Genomic DNA, 18515 nt, shown 5'->3' with positions numbered 1-18515 from the left:
ACTTGAGGCCAAAACGCGCTACGCACTGGGTCATGTCGACTGCATCATTTTTGCCCGCGGCTTCGCGCGCGCGCCGCAGGCCAAGCCTCAGGCGATTGGCGGCCTGGCTCGCGGCGAATGCCTGCGATCCCAGGGCCGGGCTCTGGCTGGTGATCGGCTTTGCCGCCGCCCATGCGGTGCTCTGGACCCTCATCCTGATCAATCTCAAGGCGGCGCAGGACGTCCATATGGACGTCGCCGAAGCCTTCGCCTGGGGCCAGAAGTTCCAATTCGGCTACGGCAAGCATCCGCCGCTGTCCGGCTGGATCGCCGGTCTGTGGTTCAAGGTGTTCCCGGTTGCCGACTGGGCGACCTATGCGCTGGCGATGACGACGCTCGGCTGCGGGCTCGTGATCTCCTGGCTGATCGCCTTGCGCGTGGTCGATCGCCGCCGCGCCTTCTTCGTCGTGGTGATGCTCGCGCTCTATCCGATCTTCAATTTCAAGGGCTTCAAGTACAATGCGGACCTGCTGCAGCTCGTCACCCTGCCGCTGGTGGTGCTGGCCTATCTGAATGCGTTTGAAAAACGCAGCGTGAAATCGGGTCTGTGGCTGGGCCTCGCCGGCGCGCTGGCGCTGATGACCAAATACTGGGTGCTGACCATGATCGGCGCCATCGGGCTCGCCGCACTGCTGCATCCCGACCGCTTGTTGTTCCTGCGCTCGCCGGCGCCGTGGGTCGCGATCGCCATCCTGGCGGCGGCGATGCTGCCGCATCTGTGGTGGCTGCGCGAAGTCGATTTCGTGCCGCTGACCTATGCCGGCGATGTCTATGGGCTGTCGAACCGCGCGCAGAGCATCCAGCTCGTATTCGGTTACATCGGCCACAATCTTGCGCTGCTCGCTATTCCCGTGGCGCTGGCGGGGCTGGCGCTCGCCTGGCGACCGTTGTCCTGGGCGACGCTGACGCGACGGCCGTCGGCATGGATCACGCGCAACTGGTCGCGCGGTGCGAACGGGAGCGTGAACCTGCCGCAGGCGCGCAATATCTGGATCATCCAGGCGATCGTCGCGATCGGGCCGCCGCTCGGCGGCTTGTTCTTCACGATCTATATGAAGACCGATTGGGGAATTTCGCTGTTCTTCCTGACGCCGCTGGCGCTGGCCGCGATCCCTGCGTTGCGCGTGCAGAAGATGGCGCTGTTTCATTTGGCCGCGATCTGGCTGGCGATCACGCTCGCGGTGCTCGCCGCTTCGCCCTGGATCGCGGCAAAGGAGATGGCGATCAATCCGAACGGGGCGGCGACCTACGGTGCGCGCTCCGAACTCGCCCGCGAACTGACGGCAGCCTGGCGCACGCGGTTTCATTCACGCTGGGCGGTGGTCGCGGGCACCACGGAAATGGCCGAGCCGCTGGCGTTCTACAGCCCGGATCATCCGGCGCCGTTCACGCCCGGCGAAGTCTGGTCGTCGGGGCTGACGTCGCTCGAAGAGGCCAAACGGCTCGGCTTCATCGGCGTCTGCGATACCACCGACGGCCGTCTGCCGATCTGCGAAGCGTGGATGAAGGCCAACGGCAAGGACGCCGAGCAACTGACCATTACCACGCAGCGCTTCTTCAAGGGACGGCCGGGACCGGCGATCACCTGGAAGGTCTTCATCGCGCCGCCGGCGAGGTAGTCTTGCCGATTCGCACGTCTCGAAGTTGAGGTCCGCTCAAACGCCTTCTTCGTTGAACTTGCTGCCGACCAGCTCGGTGATCGCGTCGAGGGCGGCTTGCGCCTCGGGGCCGGTGGCGGAGACGAGGATGGATGTGCCCGGTCCCGCCGACAGCATCATCAGTCCCATGATCGAGGTTCCGCCGACGGTCTCGCCGCCCTTGGTCACCCAGACCTCGGCGTTGAAGCGCTCGACCGTCTGGACGAATTTCGCCGAAGCGCGCGCGTGCAGACCGCGCTTGTTGATGATGGGAAGTTCCCGTGACACCGCGCCCGGCGGGACACCCGGCCCGGCATCGTTGGGAGGTGCCGCGCCATCCTCGCTCATTTGCCGGCGAGAACCCGGCTGGCGATGGTCACGTATTTGCGGCCGGCTTCCTGGGCCATGGCGATGGCGTCGGGGAGCGAACGCTCCTCGCGAACCTTGGCAAGCTTGACCAGCATGGGGAGATTGATGCCTGCGAGCACTTCCACCTTGGGACGGCTCATGCAGGAGATCGCGAGGTTGGAGGGCGTGCCGCCGAACATGTCGGTGAGGATAGCAACGCCGTCGCCACTGTCGACGCGGTTGACCGCTTCGATAATGTCACTTCGACATAAATCGGAATCGTCCTCGGCACCGATCGTGACGGCTTCGATTTGTTTTTGCGGACCCATGACGTGTTCGAGCGCCGCCTTGAACTCGTCGGCAAGGCGCCCATGGGTCACAAGTACTAGACCAATCATCGGAAACTCCTCGCGGGTGCTTTTTGGTGCACCGCACGAACGCGCCACTTTGACCATCCAGAGCCCCCGCGCAAGAGGGGATCTTTGCGATTCTCCCGGAAATAGCGGTAGGGAGGGAAGCCGGGGCCGGTCTATTCGGTCGCGATAGTGGGGCTGATATGGTTACCAATTCCCTTCGGGCAATCAGCCGAAGGTCGGGGTGAAGGTGAATTCGCGGTCATGGTCAGTGCAGCGATGACGAGTGGTGCCGCCGCGTAACCAATTCCCACGGGAATTCTAGGTATTTCAATACCATGGATTCGTGTCCACAGCGCTTCCGGCTGCGGCAGGCGATCCGCATCGGGCGCAGAAAGATCGACCGCCAGGCCGACGATGGCCTCGGGCGCGAAGTCGCAACTGCGGATCCCGAGCCCGCGAATCTCGATCAGGCCGGCCAGTTCGGCCGCCGGGTGGACCACCAGTTCCCCGCCACGCGCCTCGAGATGGACGCGATCGTCGCCGACCAGCACGGCCGGCGGGATCTGTCCGGCGCGCCCGGCAAGGATCAGATCGAGCGCGAGACGGGATTTGCCGGCGCCCGAGGCCCCGCGAATCAGCACCGCGCGCTTGCCCACCAGCACGGCGGATGCGTGCACGCTCGCTGTTGCCGCCGCCGTCATGGCGCGGGCAGCCTGACCACGAAGCGCGCGCCGGCTACCGTCGGCTCGCCATCGGGTCCGGTGGGACCCGGGCGATTCTCGGCCCAGATGCGCCCGCCATGAGCCTCGATGATCTGCTTGGAGATCGACAGGCCCAGTCCGGAATTCTGCCCGAAGCCCTGATGCGGCCGGTCGGTGTAGAAGCGCTCGAAGATCCGCTCCAGCGCATCCTCGCCGATCCCCGGCCCGTCGTCGTCGACCACGATTTCGATTTCATTCTTCACGCGGCGGCAGACGATGCGCACTTTGCCGCCGGCTTCGGAAAACGACTGCGCGTTGGAGAGCAGATTGGAAATCACCTGTCCGAGCCGGGAATCGTGGCCCGGCACCGAGAAGGTGTCGTTGGGCCCGCGGCCCTCGAAGCGAACCTCGACGGCGACGTTGTTGCCGCGCCTTGTTTCGTTGGAGACCGTGGTCAGCGCGGTCAGCAGGCGGCGCAGATCGACCGAGGTCATGTCCTGGCGCTGCAGTTCGGCATCGAGCCGGCTGGCGTCCGAGATGTCCGAGATCAGGCGGTCGAGCCGCTTGACGTCGTGCTCGATGACGGCCAGCAGCCGCGAGCGGCTGTTCTCGTTGCGCGCCAAAGGCAGCGTTTCGACCGCCGAGCGCAGCGAGGTCAGCGGGTTCTTCAATTCGTGGGCGACGTCGGCGGCGAACATCTCGATCGCCTCGATCCGGTTATAGAGCGCATCCGTCATGTCGCGCAGCGCGCCGGAGAGATGCCCGATCTCGTCGCGGCGGCGGGTGAAATCCGGAATCTCGACGCGGGTGCGGATGCGGCGGCGGACGCGCTCGGCGCTGTCGGCGAGCCGGCGCACGGGCCCTGCGATGGTGCTCGCCAAGAGCAGCGACAGCACGATCATCACCGCGGCGGCGACGCCGCCGATTTTCAGGATCGCGAGCCGTTCGGCCGTCACCATCTGGTCGATGTCGTCGCCCTGCGTCGACAGCATCAGGGCGCCGTGCACCGCGCGAAACCGCTGCACCGGGACCGCGACCGAAACGATCACCTCGCCGCGGTCGTTGATGCGCACCATGCTGCTCTTCAGGCCGTCGAGCGCCTGCACGACTTCCTGATAGCCCTTGCCATTCTCCGGCCCGAGCTCGCGATAGAGCGGCAGGTCGCCGCGGTTGAGCCAGGTGCGGATCGCGATCATGGAGCGCTCGGCCATGCCCGGCTTGTCGGACGACGGCGGCGGCAGTTCGAAGCGCATCACGTCGCCGCGACCGTAGAGGCTGCGGCTGTCGAGGATCAGTCCACCGTCGCCGCCATAGATGCGGGCGCGGGTCTTGGTCGGCGAAATCAGCCGTCGCAGCACCGGCGCGACGCGCTCCGGATTGATCGGAAAATCCAGCCCGGAATATTCGTCCGGAACGCCGTAGGTCTCGCCCGGCTTCAGGTCGAGCAGCCGGTCGGGATCGATGGTGATGGTATTGGTCTCGACGGTGGCGGACGCCGCGATCGCACCGGCGATGATCTCGGCCTGCACCAGAAGGCTCTGCGCCTTCGCGTCGATCAGGCCGGCGCGGAACTGCGAGAGATAAAGAATGCTCGCCACCAGCGCGACGAGGCCGGCGATGTTCAGGGAAACGATTCGGCGGGTGAGGCTGGAGAAGGACAGCGCGAAGAAAAACTGACCGGCGCGGCGCAAAAAGCCGAGCACCCGTTGCCCGCTGTGCTGCGGCGGGGTGTCGACGGCAGCATCGCCCAAGGCGAGTGACGGCAAGGCGCCCTCGGCATTCAGGCTTGGATCAGGCTGCGTTCGATCGAGCAATGGCCAAAACTGCCGGTTGTTTCGGGTTCCGTCATCGGGATGTGCGTCGCCTTCGCATCCTACCCGAGATGCGCGGGGGCGTCAGTCAACAAAACGCCCGTCGAACGCCCTCAAATCAGGTTTCCTTGAAGCGGTAGCCGACGCCGTACAGGGTTTCGATCATCTCGAAATCGTCGTCCACCACCTTGAACTTCTTGCGCAGCCGCTTGATGTGGCTGTCGATGGTGCGATCGTCGACATAGACCTGATCGTCGTAGGCGGCGTCCATCAGGGCGTTGCGGCTCTTGACGACGCCGGGGCGCGTCGCCAGCGCCTGCAGGATCAGAAACTCGGTCACCGTCAAGGTCACCGGCTCGTTCTTCCAGGTGCAGGTGTGGCGCTCCGGGTCCATCCGCAGCAGGCCGCGGTCCAGCGCCTTGGCGTCGGTCTCCTTCGGCGCCGCGGTCGGATCCTTCGGCGCGGCGCGGCGCAGCACAGCCTTGACGCGCTCGACCAGAAGGCGCTGCGAGAACGGCTTGCGGATGAAATCGTCGGCGCCCATTTTGAGGCCGAACAATTCGTCGATTTCCTCATCCTTGGAGGTGAGGAAAATCACCGGCAGGTCGGACTTCTGCCGCAGCCGCCGCAGCGTCTCCATGCCGTCCATGCGCGGCATCTTGATGTCGAGGATCGCAAGGTCGGGCGGTGAGGTGCGGAAGCCGTCGAGTGCGGAGGCGCCATCCGTGTAGGTCATGATGCGATAGCCCTCGGCTTCGAGCGCGATCGAGACGGATGTGAGAATGTTGCGGTCGTCGTCGACCAGGGCGATTGTGGGCATGAGCCTGCTTTCAGATACACGTGTGGCTGAAACGGCAGCAATCCAGTGATGCGCCGCATATTTGGGCTTCGAACGCGGTCAACGAGCAATGCAAGCTGGGCTGAAGTGTGACCGAATTCCGTAAAACGCCCGAGCTATCGAAGGGTCCCAGACCTATATAGATACCCTTTCTGCCGGGAAAAGGCCCTTTTTGCAATGAGATATGGGGAACTGAGCAATGCAGCCCACCGCTGATTTCGATGCCGGCCGGCTGGTCCGGTCGCTATTGCGCCGCAGCCGGCAGGGGGCGCTGGCGACCCTGATGGCCGGCAGCGGCGACCCCTATTGCTCGCTGGTCAACGTCGCCAGCGCCCCCGATGGCTCCCCGATCCTGTTGATTTCCCGGCTGGCGGTGCATACCCGCAATATTCTCGGCGATAGCAGGGTGTCGCTGATGCTGGACGAGCGGGCCGAGGGCGACCCGCTGGAGGGGGCCCGGATCATGCTGTTGGGCCGGGCCGAAGAGGCCGGGTCCGAAGAAGGGGCGGTCCTGCGCCGCCGCTACCTCAACGCCCATCCGTCCGCCGAAGGCTTTGTCGATTTTAAGGATTTCTCCTTCTTCCGGATCCTGCCTTCGGGCATGCATCTGGTGGCGGGTTTCGGGCGCATCGTCGACCTCCGGCCCGATCAGTTTCTGACCGATATCTCCGACGCCGGCGCGCTGGTGGAGGCCGAGCAGGACGCCATCGACCACATGAACGCAGATCACCGCGACGCGACTAAGCTGTACGCGACCCGGTTGCTCGGCGCGGAGGTCCTCGATTGGCTCTGCACCGGCTGTGATCCCGGCGGGCTCGACCTGCAGGCCGGCTCGAAAACCCTGCGGCTGGATTTTCCGGAGCGGGTGACCGGGCCGGCCGAGTTGCGAAAGATGCTGGTCAGGCTGGCAGGCGAGGCGCGGGCGAAGGCCTGACGAAAACTCACCTCAACGCAAACGAGGCGAAGAGAGAACGCATCATCATGATCGGCGAAGGCGCCGCGCGTTAACAAATGTGGATTGTGCGTCGCAATAAGGTGACGATCGCGGTGAATGGTCGCGCTACCGTGCGTCCAAACCTTTGAATATCGGCCGGTTTGGCTCGCGTTGCGGCGCGCCATGAGCGGCCTCAACGAGTCGCCTTCGAATAAACCAAATATCGCGGCATCGGCTTGGCAAGCCCGGTGTTCATAAGTATTAGGTCGCCGGACATGGCCGGAAGGCTATATAGAAGGTCACCGCGACAGCGGCGCGTTTGTCGGCATTCGCGCTGGAGATACGCGGGTTCCAGGAGGATTCTTCCAGTGCAAGAGACGGGAATACGCAACGGTGCCTTCGGCGCCGACAAATTCGGCTTAAGAAATCTCAAGCAGGTGCACTGGAATCTCGGCGCGCCGCAGCTCTACCAGTATTCGTTGTCGGCGGGGGAAGCGGTGCTGTCCGCCGATGGCGCCTTGTGCGCCGACACCGGCGACTTCACCGGCCGCAGCCCGAAGGACAAGTTCACGGTGCGCGACGCCTCGACCGAGAACATGTGGTGGGGCGGCAACCAGTCGATCACGCCTGAGCAGTTCGAGGCGCTGTATCAGGACTTCCTCAAGCACGCCGAAGGCAAGACGCTGTTCGCGCAGGACCTCTACGGCGGCGCCGATCCGAACTTCCAGATCAAGACCCGCGTGTTCACCGAACTCGCCTGGCATTCGCTGTTCATCCGTACGCTGTTGATCCGGCCCGAGGCCGCAGTGGTCAGGCATTTCGTGCCCGAGCTGACCATGATCGACATGCCGAGCTTCCGCGCCGATCCGAAACGCCATGGCGTGCGTTCGGAGAACGTGGTCGCGATCGACTTCGCCCGCAAGATCGTCCTGATCGGCGGCTCGCATTATGCCGGCGAGATGAAGAAGAGCGTGTTCACCACGCTGAACTACTACCTGCCGGCCAAGGGCGTGATGCCGATGCATTGTTCGGCCAATGTCGGGCCCAAGGGCGACAGCGCCATCTTCTTCGGTCTCTCCGGAACCGGAAAGACCACGCTGTCGGCCGATCCGAAGCGCACGCTGATCGGCGACGACGAGCACGGCTGGGGCAGCGAGGGCGTCTTCAACTTCGAGGGCGGCTGCTACGCCAAATGCATCAAGCTGTCGAAGGAAGCCGAGCCCGAGATCCACGCCGCGAGCAAGCGCTTCGGCGCCGTGCTCGAGAACGTGGTGCTCGACGAAGACACGCGGGTGCCGGATTTCGACGACGGTTCGAAGACCGAGAATACCCGCTCGGCCTATCCGCTCGACTTCATCCCCAACGCCTCGCGCACCGGCCGCGCCGGCCACCCGAAGAACGTGGTGATGCTGGCGGCGGACGCGTTCGGCATTTTGCCGCCGATCGCGAAACTGAGCCCGGCGCAGGCGATGTATCACTTCCTGTCCGGCTATACCGCCAAGGTCGCCGGCACCGAGCGCGGCCTCGGCAACGAGCCGCAGCCGGAATTCTCCACCTGCTTCGGCTCGCCGTTCCTCCCCCTCGATCCGTCGGTGTACGGCAACATGCTGCGCGAGCTGATCGCCAGGCACAACGTCGATTGCTGGCTGGTCAACACCGGCTGGACCGGCGGCAAGTTCGGCACCGGCTCCAGGATGCCGATCAAGGTGACCCGCGCGCTTCTGACCGCAGCCCTCGACGGCAGCTTGCGCAATGTCGAATTCCGCACCGACAAGTTCTTCGGCTTTGCGGTGCCGACCGCGCTGCCGGGGGTGCCGAGCGAGATCCTCGATCCCGTCAACACCTGGAAGGACAAGGCCGAGTTCGACAAGACGGCGCGCGCGCTGGTCGGCATGTTTCAGAAGAACTTCGCCAAGTTCGAAGCCCAGGTCGACGCCGACGTCCGCGCCGCCGCACCGGATCTCAAGCTCGCGGCGGAGTGAGTTTCGGACGATCGATTTCGTGAATCAAAAGGGCGGCCGCGAGGCCGCCCTTTTTTGTTCGGTTCCAGTCCCTCAGCTATCATCCGGCAGCACCGCGTTGCTCGGCGTCCGGCGGTCGGTGATCTGCATGCCGAACAGGCTGCCGACCAGTTCGACCGCGACGCGTGCGGTGCGGCCGCGCTCGTCGAGAAACGGATTGAGTTCGACGATGTCGATCGAGCGGACCAATCCGCAATCGTGCAACAGCTCCATCACGAGATGCGCTTCGCGATAGGTGGCGCCGCCCGGCACGGTGGTGCCGACGCCCGGCGCCACCGCCGGATCCAGGAAGTCGACATCGAAGGAGACATGCAGGACGCCGTTATGCGCCTTCACCTTTTCGATCACCCGCCGGATCAGGACGCCGACGCCGAACTCGTCGATCGCGCGCATGTCGGCGACCGCGATCGGACGCTCGCCGACGAGTTTCTTCTCCAGCGGATCGATCGAGCGGATTCCGAACAGATCGAGCCGGTCGGGACTGATCGAGACCCGCGGCTGGTCGCCGAGCAGGCGATCGAGGCCGGGCTCGCCGCACAGGAACGCCGCCGACATACCATGCATGTTGCCGGTCTCGGTCGTGTCGGGCGTGTTGTAGTCGGCATGGGCGTCGAGCCACAGCACGAACAGCGGCCGGTTCAGTTCCTGCCAGTAACGCGCGACGCCGTTCACCGATCCCATCGACAGGCTGTGATCGCCGCCCATGAAGATTGGAACCGCGCCGGAACGGGCGAGCAGGAAGGCGCGCTCGCTGAGCGCGCAAATCCAGGTTTTGATGTTGTCATAAAACCTGGCGTTGGCCGGCGCTGGGTCGTCGGACGCTGCGGCCGCTGTCATCTCGAGGTCGCCGTGATCTTCGACGGCAAATCCGAGCTGATCGAGCATGCGGCCAATGCCCGCCGTCCGCAGCGCATCCGGTCCCATTAGGGTGCCGCGCTGCGACGCGCCGATCTCGATGGGAACGCCGAGCAGGGCGATGCGCGGCTTGTTGGGTTCGGACATTCTAGGCCTTGAAATACGCGATCTGGGTCGTGGTCGCCAGCAGGCGCCCGTTCGGCGACCACAATTCGCCGTTCTGGTCACCATAGCTCTTGTGGAAGATCTTGGCGTCGGCGACCGCGAGCACGCGGGTAGTATCCTCAGCCGAAAGATCGTCCGCGTCGGCGTGAAAATAGGTCGTCAGCGACACAGTGCCGAACGGCACCATCTGGCGCCGCGCATGAAAGACCCGTCCGAAGAACGCGTCCGACATCGCTGTCAGCGACAGCATGTCGATCTTCCGGGGCACGCGGTCGCCGATCCATAGTTTGGAATAGGCGCTCGCGGGCTCGGCCGGCGGCGCCGTCCCGCTGAAATCCGGGTTGCCCTCCATGAAGCGAAAATCATACTGATTGGCCCAGGTGGCCTCGATCTTGGGATAGGGCCGGATCTGTTCGAACGGCAAGCCTTGCGGAAACGGCGCGGGCTGGTGCGTCCATGACGGACGGCGTTCGGCGAACACCGCGGTGGCCAGCGTCGCCACCTCGCCGCCGCCTTGCGTCAGCTCGACGCACCAGTGCTGCGACGAGCGGTTGGCCTTGATCAGGCGAACGTCGAGGTCGAACCCGCCAGCTGCGATCGGCGCGCAATAATTCACGGTCATGGCGAGCGGCGTGCCAGCCCGCTCCGGATGATCCAGCAGCGCCCGCAGGATGGTCGCGGCGGTGGCGCCGCCGAACGGGCCGACAAAGGCCCAGTAATCCTCGCTGGTCTGTCCCTGCCAGCGGCTGTCGCCGGCGGTCACGCGCGTGGCCTCGTCGAAAAGGTGCGGGGTTTTCGTCAGCATTCCAGTACTTTCCGTCATTGCGGGCGAAGCGAAGCAACCCAGAAGCGACAAAGCAAGTATGGTTTGCTTCGTCGCTTTCGCTCCTCGCAAAGACGCTCTTGCGGTTCGCGCATTATCATGCCGGCGCGGCCGAATTCAATGACGTGCGAGGTAGTGGTTCGGGATGGTCCTCTCTCCTAGCCGGCGCCGCGCTGCGCGCCCGGTTCCTGCAGGATCCGCGGCAGGGCACCGCGCACCGGCACGTTCCAGATCTCCTCGGCATATTCGCGGATGGTGCGGTCGGAAGAGAACCACGGCATCCGCGCCACGTTGAGGATGGAAGCCCGCGTCCATGCCGGCGCCACCTGCCAGCGCGCGTCGATGCCGCGCTGGCATTCGTAATAGGAGTCGAAATCGGCGCTGACCATGTAATGGTCGTGATGGCGCAGCGCGTGCGCGATCGATTCGAACCGGTCGGGGTCGCCGGGCGAGAATTCGCCGCACCCGATCGCGCTGATGGCGCGCGAAAGCTGCGGCGAGCGCCGGATGACGTCGGTCGCATCCAGCCCCTGCTTGCGCCGCACCACCACATCCATCGCCTCCATGCCGAAGATCGCGATGTTTTCCGCGCCGACATGGTCGCGGATTTCGATATTGGCGCCGTCCAGCGTGCCGATGGTCAGCGCGCCGTTCAGCGCCAGTTTCATGTTGCCGGTGCCGGAGGCTTCCATGCCCGCGGTCGAAATCTGCTCGGAGAGATCTGCGGCGGGAATGATTACTTCGGCGAGGCTGACATTGTAGTCGGCGAGGAATACGATCTTCAGCTTGCCGCCGATCGCAGGGTCGTTGTTGACGATCTCGGCGACGTCGTTGATCAGCTTGATGATCAGCTTGGCGTAGCGATAGCTCGCCGCCGCCTTGCCGGCGAAGATCTTCACCCGAGGCACCCAGTCGCGCTGCGGGTCGTCCTTGATCGCGTGATAGAGCGCCACGGCCTCGAGGATGTTGAGCAGCTGCCGCTTGTATTCGTGGATGCGCTTGATCTGGATATCGAACAGCGCCGACGGGTCGATCTTGACGTTGAGGCGTTCGCCGATCAGCCGCGCCAGCGCCGCCTTGTTGTGATGCTTGACGGCGCGGAACTGCTGCTGGAACGCATTGTCGCCGGCGCGGGCCTCCAACAGCCCGAGCCGGGAGGGATCGTCGAGCACCGCCTCGCCGCAGGCCTCGCGCAACAGCTCGGTCAGCTTCGGATTGGCCAGCATCAGCCAGCGGCGGAAGGTGATGCCGTTGGTCTTGTTGGTGATGCGCCCCTGATAGAGATGATTGAGATCGTGGAACACGGTCTCCTTCATCAGGTCCGAATGCATCGCCGAGACGCCGTTGATGCGGTGCGATCCGACGAACGCCAGCTGCCCCATCCGCACCCTGCGGCCGGACTTCTCGTCGATCAGGGACACCGAGGCCTTGAGATCGTCATCGCCGGGGCAGCGCTCGTCGGCGAGCGCCAGATGGTTGACGTTGATGCGGTAGATGATTTCGAGATGGCGCGGCAGCATGCGCTCGAACAGTTCGACCGGCCAGGTCTCCAGCGCCTCCGGCAGCAGCGTGTGGTTGGTGTAGGACAGCGTCGCCACCGTGATCTTCCACGCCTCGTCCCAGCGGAAATTGTGCAGGTCGACCAGGATCCGCATCAGCTCGGCGACGGCGAGGCTCGGATGGGTGTCGTTGAGCTGCACCGCGGCCTTCGTCGCCAGCCCGCGCAACTGCCCGTCGGACGAAAGATGGCGTTTGACCAGATCCTGCAGCGAGGCCGAGACGAAGAAATATTCCTGGCGCAGCCGCAGCTCGCGGCCCGCCGGGCTCTCGTCATTCGGATAGAGGAACTTGCAGATCGATTCGGCGCGCGCCTCCTCGGCGCTGGCGCCGAGATAGTCGCCGGTGTTGAAGACGTCGAGATTGAGCGGATCGGCCGAGCGCGCCGACCACAGCCGCAGCGCGTTGACGTGCTGGCCGCGCCAGCCGACGATCGGGGTGTCGTAGGCGACGGCCTTGACGGTTTCCGCCGGATGCCAGATGGCGCGGTCGCGGCCCTTGACTTCGACATGTTCGACACCGCCGCCGAAATGCACGTGATAGACCACTTCCGGCCGCTGGAATTCCCAGGGGTTGCCGAAGGACAGCCATTCGTCCGGATATTCCTGCTGCCAGCCGTCGTGGATGATCTGGCGGAACAGGCCGAAATCGTAGCGGATGCCGTAGCCGATGGCGGGGATCGCCAGCGTGGCCATGCTCTCCATGAAGCACGCCGCCAGCCGTCCGAGACCGCCATTGCCGAGCGCCGCATCCGGCTCGCACTTGCGCAAGTCCGACAGTCCGACGCCGAGATCGCCCAGCGCCGTCTCGAACACCGGCAACAGCCCCATATTGTTCAGCGCGTCGGTGAAGAGCCGGCCGATCAGGAATTCGAGCGAGAGGTAATAGACCCGCTTGCGGCCTTCGTCGTAGCTCTGCTTGTCCGTGATCAGCCAGCGGTGCACGATGCGGTCGCGCAGCGCCAGCGCCGCCGCCTTGTACCAGTCGCGCGTGGTCGCGATGCCGGCGTCCTTGCCGACCGCCAGCGTGAGCTTGACGAGGATCGCGCTCTTGATCTCGGCCAGCGCCAGCTCGTCGACCGGCTGGCCCATCGCCGGAAAATTCCCTGGGAAAGATTGACCTGGCAAATCTCAAATCCTTCTTCGAGCCCCGGCAAAATGATACGCGCCTCGCACAGGCATCGAAACCGCCGGGGGCACCATTGTGCACTGCGTTGGCATGATTTTATGCAAGGACCGGGCCGATTTGACCGCCTCCGCGCCAGCTCGCGCCGGTGCTATGATTCATCCGAAAGACGAGAGACTGCGATAGCTTAGGGGAGAGCCGCGCCATCAAGAGCGCCGACGGCCTGAGCTGTTCCTTCAGCGTCGCGAAAAACGCCTCGCCGGCTGCCCGCTGCGCAGCGATCAAGCGGCGGTGCGGCGGAAAGTTCTACGCCAAATATTGCGGGGATAAGATGCTGTCGGCGATGTGAGATCTTGAACAGGAATCGCGCTTTCCTTCGTCGTCCCGGCGAAGGCCGGGACCCATAACCACCGCTCTTCAAAGTAGGTGGGACAGGTCGCTCCAGTCGAGATTGTCTTCTTCGATCAAGCGGATTTTCCAATTGCGGTGCCAGTTCTTCAGCTGCTTCTCGCGTGCGATCGCCTCCGGCGCCGATGTGAACGATTCCACATAGACGAGACGGTACACGCCATATTTTTTGACGAATTCCGAGCCGCGACCGCTGCGATGCTGCTCAAGCCTTGTCCGCAGGTTATTGGTGACGCCGATGTAGAGCGTTCCGTGCCGGCCGCTGGCGAGGATGTAGACGTAGTATGCGTTTACCCTGCACATTGGCACGACTCCGCACGCCTGTGACATCCGTGGTTATGGGTCCCGGCCTTCGCCGGGACGACAACGGTCGATCGGAACAAATTAAGAACACTTTAGCAAGTCTTTGATATATCATAGTGATTCGACGCGCTGTCGACACAATATCTATGGTCTGTCCAAGCCTGTGAGGACTACATGTCCACCATCGCCTTCGATCAATTCGCGCTCACCCGCATCGCCGACTTCGCCCGGTCGCTGTCGCGGCTGCATCAGGCCTCCCGCCGCAGGATCGTCGATGACGACGCGATTGACCGCGAATTCAACGCCGTCTGCATGTCGGTGTGGGGCTACACCACGGACGATTTCAGCGACGATCTGTTTTCCGACCAGGATCACGTCTTCCTCGATTCGCTCGACGAAGCGCATGCGCGGATCTTCGCCGCCGAACAGGGCTACGACCTCGTCGACGACGAGGGGATGCTGACGGACTGGTGGGGCTATTGCTGGATGATCCTGGCCGAAAAGCGCGGCCTGCTGACGCCGGAAAACCGCGCCGCGGCCCGCGCCGAGATCGAGGAGAAATATCTGTCGGCGCCGAACGTGATCGGCGTCATCGTCGGGCGGTGATTCTTGCGGTGGCCTCATCCTGAGGAGGCGCGTCAGCGCCGTCTCGAAGGATGAGTCGGATTGCATGCCAGATGGTTCGAGACGCGCGGCGTTGCCGTGCTCCTCACCATGAGGGAGTGATGATCAATTCGCTTCCGCGCGCTTGTCTCTGGTCGAAACCGTCTTCGGCACCGAGGTCGCGGGCAGCGCGACCTCGCGGCTCGCTTCCGGCGCGGATGTGGCGACCATTTCCGCGGTCACCGGCGCTACCTTCATCTCGCCGAGCCGGGCGCGGACGTCGGCGGTGAGGCCGGGATAGGAGGCCACCGGCGTGAATTCGGCCGCCTGCTCGGCGCCGAGTCGAACGCCGGTATAGGCCACCAGCCCGCTGGTGGTGGCGATCACGTCGCCCGACCGCAGCGAATTGTCGAGCGTGAGATCGACCGGGGCCAACCCTGCAGGGTTGCGGCCGTTGCAGGTGCAGTCGGCGCGCAGCGCCTTGCGATAGGCGAAGGCGTTTTCGCTGTCGGCATAGCGCTCGCCGGTCGCCGAGGATGCGCCGTCAATGCTGCTGCCGAAGAAGATTTTTGTGGGACTTGCCGGGCAGAACGCCTGGCACATCTGGGCCGGCGAGGCATTGCCGCGCATCAGCGGAAAATACTTGCCGTCGCAGCTGCGCACGCAAAAGGCGGGTCCGGAACCCGACGCGACGCGCTGCGGCGGCGCCGGCATCTGCGGGTTCTGGTTGAACGGATCGGCAAAGAAATTGGCCTGTGGCGGGGCCTGGCGCGCCTGCTGCCGCTGGGCGCCGCCGAAAAAGAAATCGAACAGGCCTTCGGCGGACGCGACGCGCGGCGCCAGGGCAAGCGAGCCCATGAGCGCGGCGGCGGCAACAAGCATCATGCGGCGCCGCATGCGCTGAACACTCAACTCTTTACGCAACGCAAACTCCACCCGACGCAACAAGACCGGCCGCAGCGATACGCGCCTCGGCACGGATTCACATTAGTGCGGGATGGTAAACGAGCGGTGACCGGGAGAAGAGATTGCCGAAAAGAAATGCGGATGTTCTCCCTCTCCCGCTTGCGGGGAGGGTTGGGGTGGGGGTGTCCGACGAGAATGCGGTGTGAACGGTGAGAGCCCCCACCCGCCGCGCTCTGCGAGCGCGTCGACCTCCCCCGCAAGCGGGAGAGGTAAGAAGAAAAGCAATTGGGGTTGTCAGCCCTTCAGAAATTCACTGGCCTTGTAGAGCGAGCGGAAGTTCAGGCCGGCTTGCGCGAAGGTTTCGCTGGCGCCTTCCTCGCGGTCGACCATGGTGAAGACCAGCGCGATCTCGCCGCCGGCGTCGCGCACCGCTTCCACCGCCTTCAGCGCCGAGCCGCCCGTGGTGGTGACGTCCTCGACGATGACGATGCGCTTGCCTTGCAGGCTCTCGCCTTTTGCCAATCCCTCGACCGCGAGCCGGGCGCCGTGCTCCTTCGGCTTCTTGCGCACGAAGAACGCCGCGATCGGATGGCCCTTGATCCAGGACAGTTGCGCGATCGCGCCGGCGAGCGGCACCGCGCCCATTTCGAGGCCGCCGACATAATCCAGGTTATCGTCCTTCAGGGCCTCAAAGGTCAGTTCCGCCAGCAGCGTCGCGCCTTCGGGATCGAGCATGGTCGGCTTCAGGTTGAAATAGAAATCGCTCTTGCGGCCCGAGGCCAGCGTGATTTCGCCGCGCCCGAACGAGCGTTTGCGGATGATCTCGGCGAGGCGGGCGCGGGAGGCTGATTTGGACAAGGCGTTGCTCTTGATTGGGGAGGGGCGGGCGCAATCTATCGGCGGCCGCGGGCACATTCCAGCGCCGATCTCGTTCCGTCAACAACGCATGGTGTCCCTATTGGCACCGGCGGCAGCAGCGGTTGTAACCCCCCGGGGTTCCGGGCTACTGAATACCCCGCTTCGCGGGGGAGACGACGAAAATGACCATCGAGCTCTACACCTGGAACACGCCGAACGGCCGCAAGATCTCGGTCGCGCTGGAGGAGATGGGGCTGCCGTACAAGGTATTTCCCGTGAACATCGGCAAGGGCGAGCAGATGGCGCCGGAATTTCTCGCCATCAGCCCCAACAACAAGATTCCCGCGATCGTCGATCCCGACGGCCCCGGCGGCAAGCGGGTCAGCGTGTTCGAATCCGGCGCCATCCTGCTCTATCTCGGCGAGAAGACCGGCAAGTTCCTGCCCGTCCCCCTGATCGACCGCATTCCCGTCTATGAATGGCTGATGTGGCAGATGGGCGGCTTCGGGCCGATGCCGGGCCAGGTGCATCATTTCATCGCGCTGGAGAACGAGACGGATCGCGCCTATGGCCTGAAGCGCTTCATGGCGGAGACGCGAAGGCTCTATGGCGTGCTGGACCGCCGCCTGGCGACCAACGAATTCGTCGCCGGACCCTTGTCGGTCGCCGACTTCGCCATTCTCGGCTGGGCCTGGCGCCATCCGCGCCACAAGGTGGAGCTGAAGGATTTTCCGAATGTCGAGCGCTGGTACAACGCCCTGATGGCGCGGCCGGCGGTCAAGCGCGGCATGGAAGCAAAGCTGGATTGAGTTCTATTCAGTGTCATTGCCGGGCTTGACCCGGCAATCCATCCCCTTCGACCAAATTTCATGTCTGCTGCCGCAGACGATGGATGCGCGGGTCAAGCCCGCGCATGACGAGCGCGCTACGCCCGCTTCGTCTCCAGCGCCATCCGGACCGCCAGCCCGGCGAGCACGGTGCCCATCAGCCAGCGCTGCACCAGAAGCCAGCTCGGCCTGGTGCCGAGGAACAGCGCGATCGAGCCGGCGGCCAGCGCGATCAGCGCGTTGACGCTGACGCTGATCGCGATCTGCGTGAAGCCGAGCGCCAGCGACTGCGTCAGCACACTGCCGTGAGCCGGATCGATGAACTGCGGCAGCAGCGCCAGATAGAGCATCGCGGCCTTGGGATTGAGCAGGTTGGTGAACAGGCCCATCGCGAACAGCTTGCGCGGGGGATCGACCGCGAGTTCGCGCACCTGGAACGGCGAGCGCCCGTTCGGCTTGAGCGCCTGCCACGCCAGCCACATCAGATAGGCGGCGCCGGCGAGCCGCAGCGCGTCATAGGCGAACGGCACCGCGAACAACAGCGCGGTGATGCCGAGCGCCGCGCACAGCATGTAGAACACGAAGCCGAGTGCGACGCCGCCGAGCGAAATGATGCCGGCCATCGGCCCCTGCGTGATCGAACGCGAGATCAGGTAGATCATGTTCGGCCCCGGCGTCAGCACCATGGTCAGCGCGACCAGGGCAAAGCCGAGCAGGGAGGTGAGGTCGGGCATGGGAGACTCGCGAAGTGAATTCGCGCGGTTTCTACCGCGTGCGATGTCGCGATGTCATTTCGTAAATTGCTCCGAGTGCAATTCTTCTTTCGCGATAGCCCTGAGCGCACGAACATAGATCTCGAGCGCGCTCCGGAGCGGGCCGGCAAACTCGGGATTCGTCGCGATGCTATCCGCGTCGTTCACCGTGCCGAGCAACGGCAGCGTAATCGACGCGTCCTTGACGAGCCGCGCCGACATCGTCTCGAGCGTGATCGTCAGAGCTGCCAGCGCGTGGGTCGCTCGCGGCGAAGTATTGATCAGCGCCACCGGCTTGTTCGGAAATTCGAAGCTGCCCACCAGCCAATCGAGCGCATTCTTTGTCACCCCGGCGACGCCACGGGCGTATTCGGGGCTGGAGATCAGGAGTCCGTCGGCTGTTCCGATAATGTTGCGAAAATCGGCGATTTGCCGGGGCAGGCGTTCGCCATCGAGGTCGGGATTGAAGAAGGGAAGCTGCCCGATTCCTTCATAGACCTCGATTTCCACGCCGGCAGGAGCGAGGCGGCCGGCGGCGTGAAGTACTGCGGTGTTCAAGGAGACAGCGCGAAGGCTGCCGGAAATCGCAATGATTTTCATCGGTGGTCCACGGTGGGGTTGCAGGCTGGTTTGGGCTTTCGGCGCGCT

General features: G+C 64.3%; 18 protein-coding genes. 5 read left to right on the top strand and 13 right to left on the bottom strand.

Annotation, left to right across the window (positions count from 1 at the left end):
• Positions 1–32: 32 nt before the first annotated feature.
• Entirely contained in the window at positions 33–1658 is a 1626-nt protein-coding gene (locus KMZ68_RS24545) for a glycosyltransferase family 39 protein (protein WP_215613682.1), read from the top strand.
• Between the two features lie 36 nt (positions 1659–1694).
• Here the strand turns inward: KMZ68_RS24545 and KMZ68_RS24540 are convergent, their stop codons facing one another.
• From KMZ68_RS24540 to KMZ68_RS24520, 5 genes are all read right to left on the bottom strand, one after another.
• Complete coding sequence (locus KMZ68_RS24540) at positions 1695–2024, bottom strand: HPr family phosphocarrier protein (protein ID WP_215613681.1); 330 nt, start codon at positions 2022–2024, stop codon at positions 1695–1697.
• Entirely contained in the window at positions 2021–2422 is a 402-nt protein-coding gene (locus KMZ68_RS24535) for a PTS sugar transporter subunit IIA (RefSeq protein ID WP_024509305.1), read from the bottom strand. The genes KMZ68_RS24540 and KMZ68_RS24535 overlap by 4 nt, the downstream gene beginning before the upstream one ends.
• Positions 2423–2553: 131 nt before the next feature.
• Positions 2554–3081 carry an HPr kinase/phosphorylase gene (locus tag KMZ68_RS24530; RefSeq protein ID WP_215613680.1) on the bottom strand — a complete coding sequence of 176 codons (528 nt, stop codon included), beginning with the start codon at positions 3079–3081 and terminating at the stop codon, positions 2554–2556.
• Positions 3078–4895, bottom strand: coding sequence for a sensor histidine kinase (locus KMZ68_RS24525; RefSeq protein WP_215613679.1), 1818 nt, complete (start codon positions 4893–4895; stop codon positions 3078–3080). The genes KMZ68_RS24530 and KMZ68_RS24525 overlap by 4 nt, the downstream gene beginning before the upstream one ends.
• Before the next feature lie 115 nt (positions 4896–5010).
• Positions 5011–5712, bottom strand: coding sequence for a response regulator transcription factor (locus KMZ68_RS24520; RefSeq protein WP_044412750.1), 702 nt, complete (start codon positions 5710–5712; stop codon positions 5011–5013).
• A 217-nt stretch (positions 5713–5929) separates the two neighbouring features.
• Between KMZ68_RS24520 and KMZ68_RS24515 the strand changes: the two genes are divergently transcribed.
• Together KMZ68_RS24515 and KMZ68_RS24510 are read left to right on the top strand one after the other, a co-directional pair.
• Complete coding sequence (locus KMZ68_RS24515; protein ID WP_215613678.1) at positions 5930–6664, top strand: HugZ family pyridoxamine 5'-phosphate oxidase; 735 nt, start codon at positions 5930–5932, stop codon at positions 6662–6664.
• 368 nt (positions 6665–7032) lie between these two features.
• Positions 7033–8646: a phosphoenolpyruvate carboxykinase gene (locus tag KMZ68_RS24510; RefSeq protein WP_215613677.1), complete on the top strand. Its 1614-nt coding sequence runs from the start codon at positions 7033–7035 to the stop codon at positions 8644–8646.
• Between the two features lie 72 nt (positions 8647–8718).
• Here the strand turns inward: KMZ68_RS24510 and rocF are convergent, their stop codons facing one another.
• The 4 genes from rocF to KMZ68_RS24490 form a co-directional block, all read right to left on the bottom strand.
• On the bottom strand, positions 8719–9687 hold the full coding sequence (rocF, locus tag KMZ68_RS24505; RefSeq protein WP_215613676.1) for an arginase: 969 nt from the start codon (positions 9685–9687) through the stop codon (positions 8719–8721).
• Between the two features lies 1 nt (position 9688).
• Positions 9689–10510 carry an acyl-CoA thioesterase gene (locus KMZ68_RS24500; RefSeq protein ID WP_215613675.1) on the bottom strand — a complete coding sequence of 274 codons (822 nt, stop codon included), beginning with the start codon at positions 10508–10510 and terminating at the stop codon, positions 9689–9691.
• Between the two features lie 176 nt (positions 10511–10686).
• Positions 10687–13176 (bottom strand): glycogen/starch/alpha-glucan phosphorylase, encoded by a 2490-nt coding sequence (locus tag KMZ68_RS24495; protein ID WP_215613674.1) that lies wholly within the window; start codon positions 13174–13176, stop codon positions 10687–10689.
• A gap of 451 nt (positions 13177–13627) precedes the next feature.
• Positions 13628–13921, bottom strand: coding sequence for a GIY-YIG nuclease family protein (locus KMZ68_RS24490; RefSeq protein ID WP_215613673.1), 294 nt, complete (start codon positions 13919–13921; stop codon positions 13628–13630).
• A gap of 174 nt (positions 13922–14095) precedes the next feature.
• Between KMZ68_RS24490 and KMZ68_RS24485 the strand changes: the two genes are divergently transcribed.
• Positions 14096–14527: a hypothetical protein gene (locus KMZ68_RS24485; protein WP_215613672.1), complete on the top strand. Its 432-nt coding sequence runs from the start codon at positions 14096–14098 to the stop codon at positions 14525–14527.
• A gap of 123 nt (positions 14528–14650) precedes the next feature.
• On the opposite strand, the gene KMZ68_RS24480 is transcribed toward KMZ68_RS24485, so the two are convergent.
• Together KMZ68_RS24480 and pyrE are read right to left on the bottom strand one after the other, a co-directional pair.
• Positions 14651–15409, bottom strand: coding sequence for a DUF2865 domain-containing protein (locus KMZ68_RS24480; RefSeq protein WP_249779464.1), 759 nt, complete (start codon positions 15407–15409; stop codon positions 14651–14653).
• A gap of 315 nt (positions 15410–15724) precedes the next feature.
• Positions 15725–16288 carry an orotate phosphoribosyltransferase gene (gene pyrE, locus KMZ68_RS24475; RefSeq protein ID WP_215613670.1) on the bottom strand — a complete coding sequence of 188 codons (564 nt, stop codon included), beginning with the start codon at positions 16286–16288 and terminating at the stop codon, positions 15725–15727.
• A gap of 182 nt (positions 16289–16470) precedes the next feature.
• On the opposite strand from pyrE, the gene KMZ68_RS24470 reads away from it, so the two are divergent.
• Positions 16471–17097, top strand: a complete 627-nt coding sequence (locus tag KMZ68_RS24470) for a glutathione S-transferase family protein (protein ID WP_215603884.1) — start codon at positions 16471–16473, stop codon at positions 17095–17097.
• 116 nt (positions 17098–17213) lie between these two features.
• On the opposite strand, the gene KMZ68_RS24465 is transcribed toward KMZ68_RS24470, so the two are convergent.
• Both KMZ68_RS24465 and KMZ68_RS24460 read right to left on the bottom strand, forming a co-directional pair.
• A complete protein-coding gene (locus tag KMZ68_RS24465) occupies positions 17214–17849 on the bottom strand; it encodes a LysE family translocator (RefSeq protein WP_215613669.1) in 636 nt (211 codons plus the stop codon).
• A gap of 54 nt (positions 17850–17903) precedes the next feature.
• Entirely contained in the window at positions 17904–18467 is a 564-nt protein-coding gene (locus KMZ68_RS24460; RefSeq protein ID WP_215613668.1) for an NADPH-dependent FMN reductase, read from the bottom strand.
• Between the last annotated feature and the right edge of the window lie 48 nt (positions 18468–18515).

Source organism: Bradyrhizobium sediminis (genome assembly GCF_018736105.1).
Taxonomy (GTDB): Bacteria; Pseudomonadota; Alphaproteobacteria; order Rhizobiales; family Xanthobacteraceae; genus Bradyrhizobium.
Note: the sequence above shows the minus strand (reverse complement) of the source record. Positions and strands in the feature narration are given on the sequence as shown.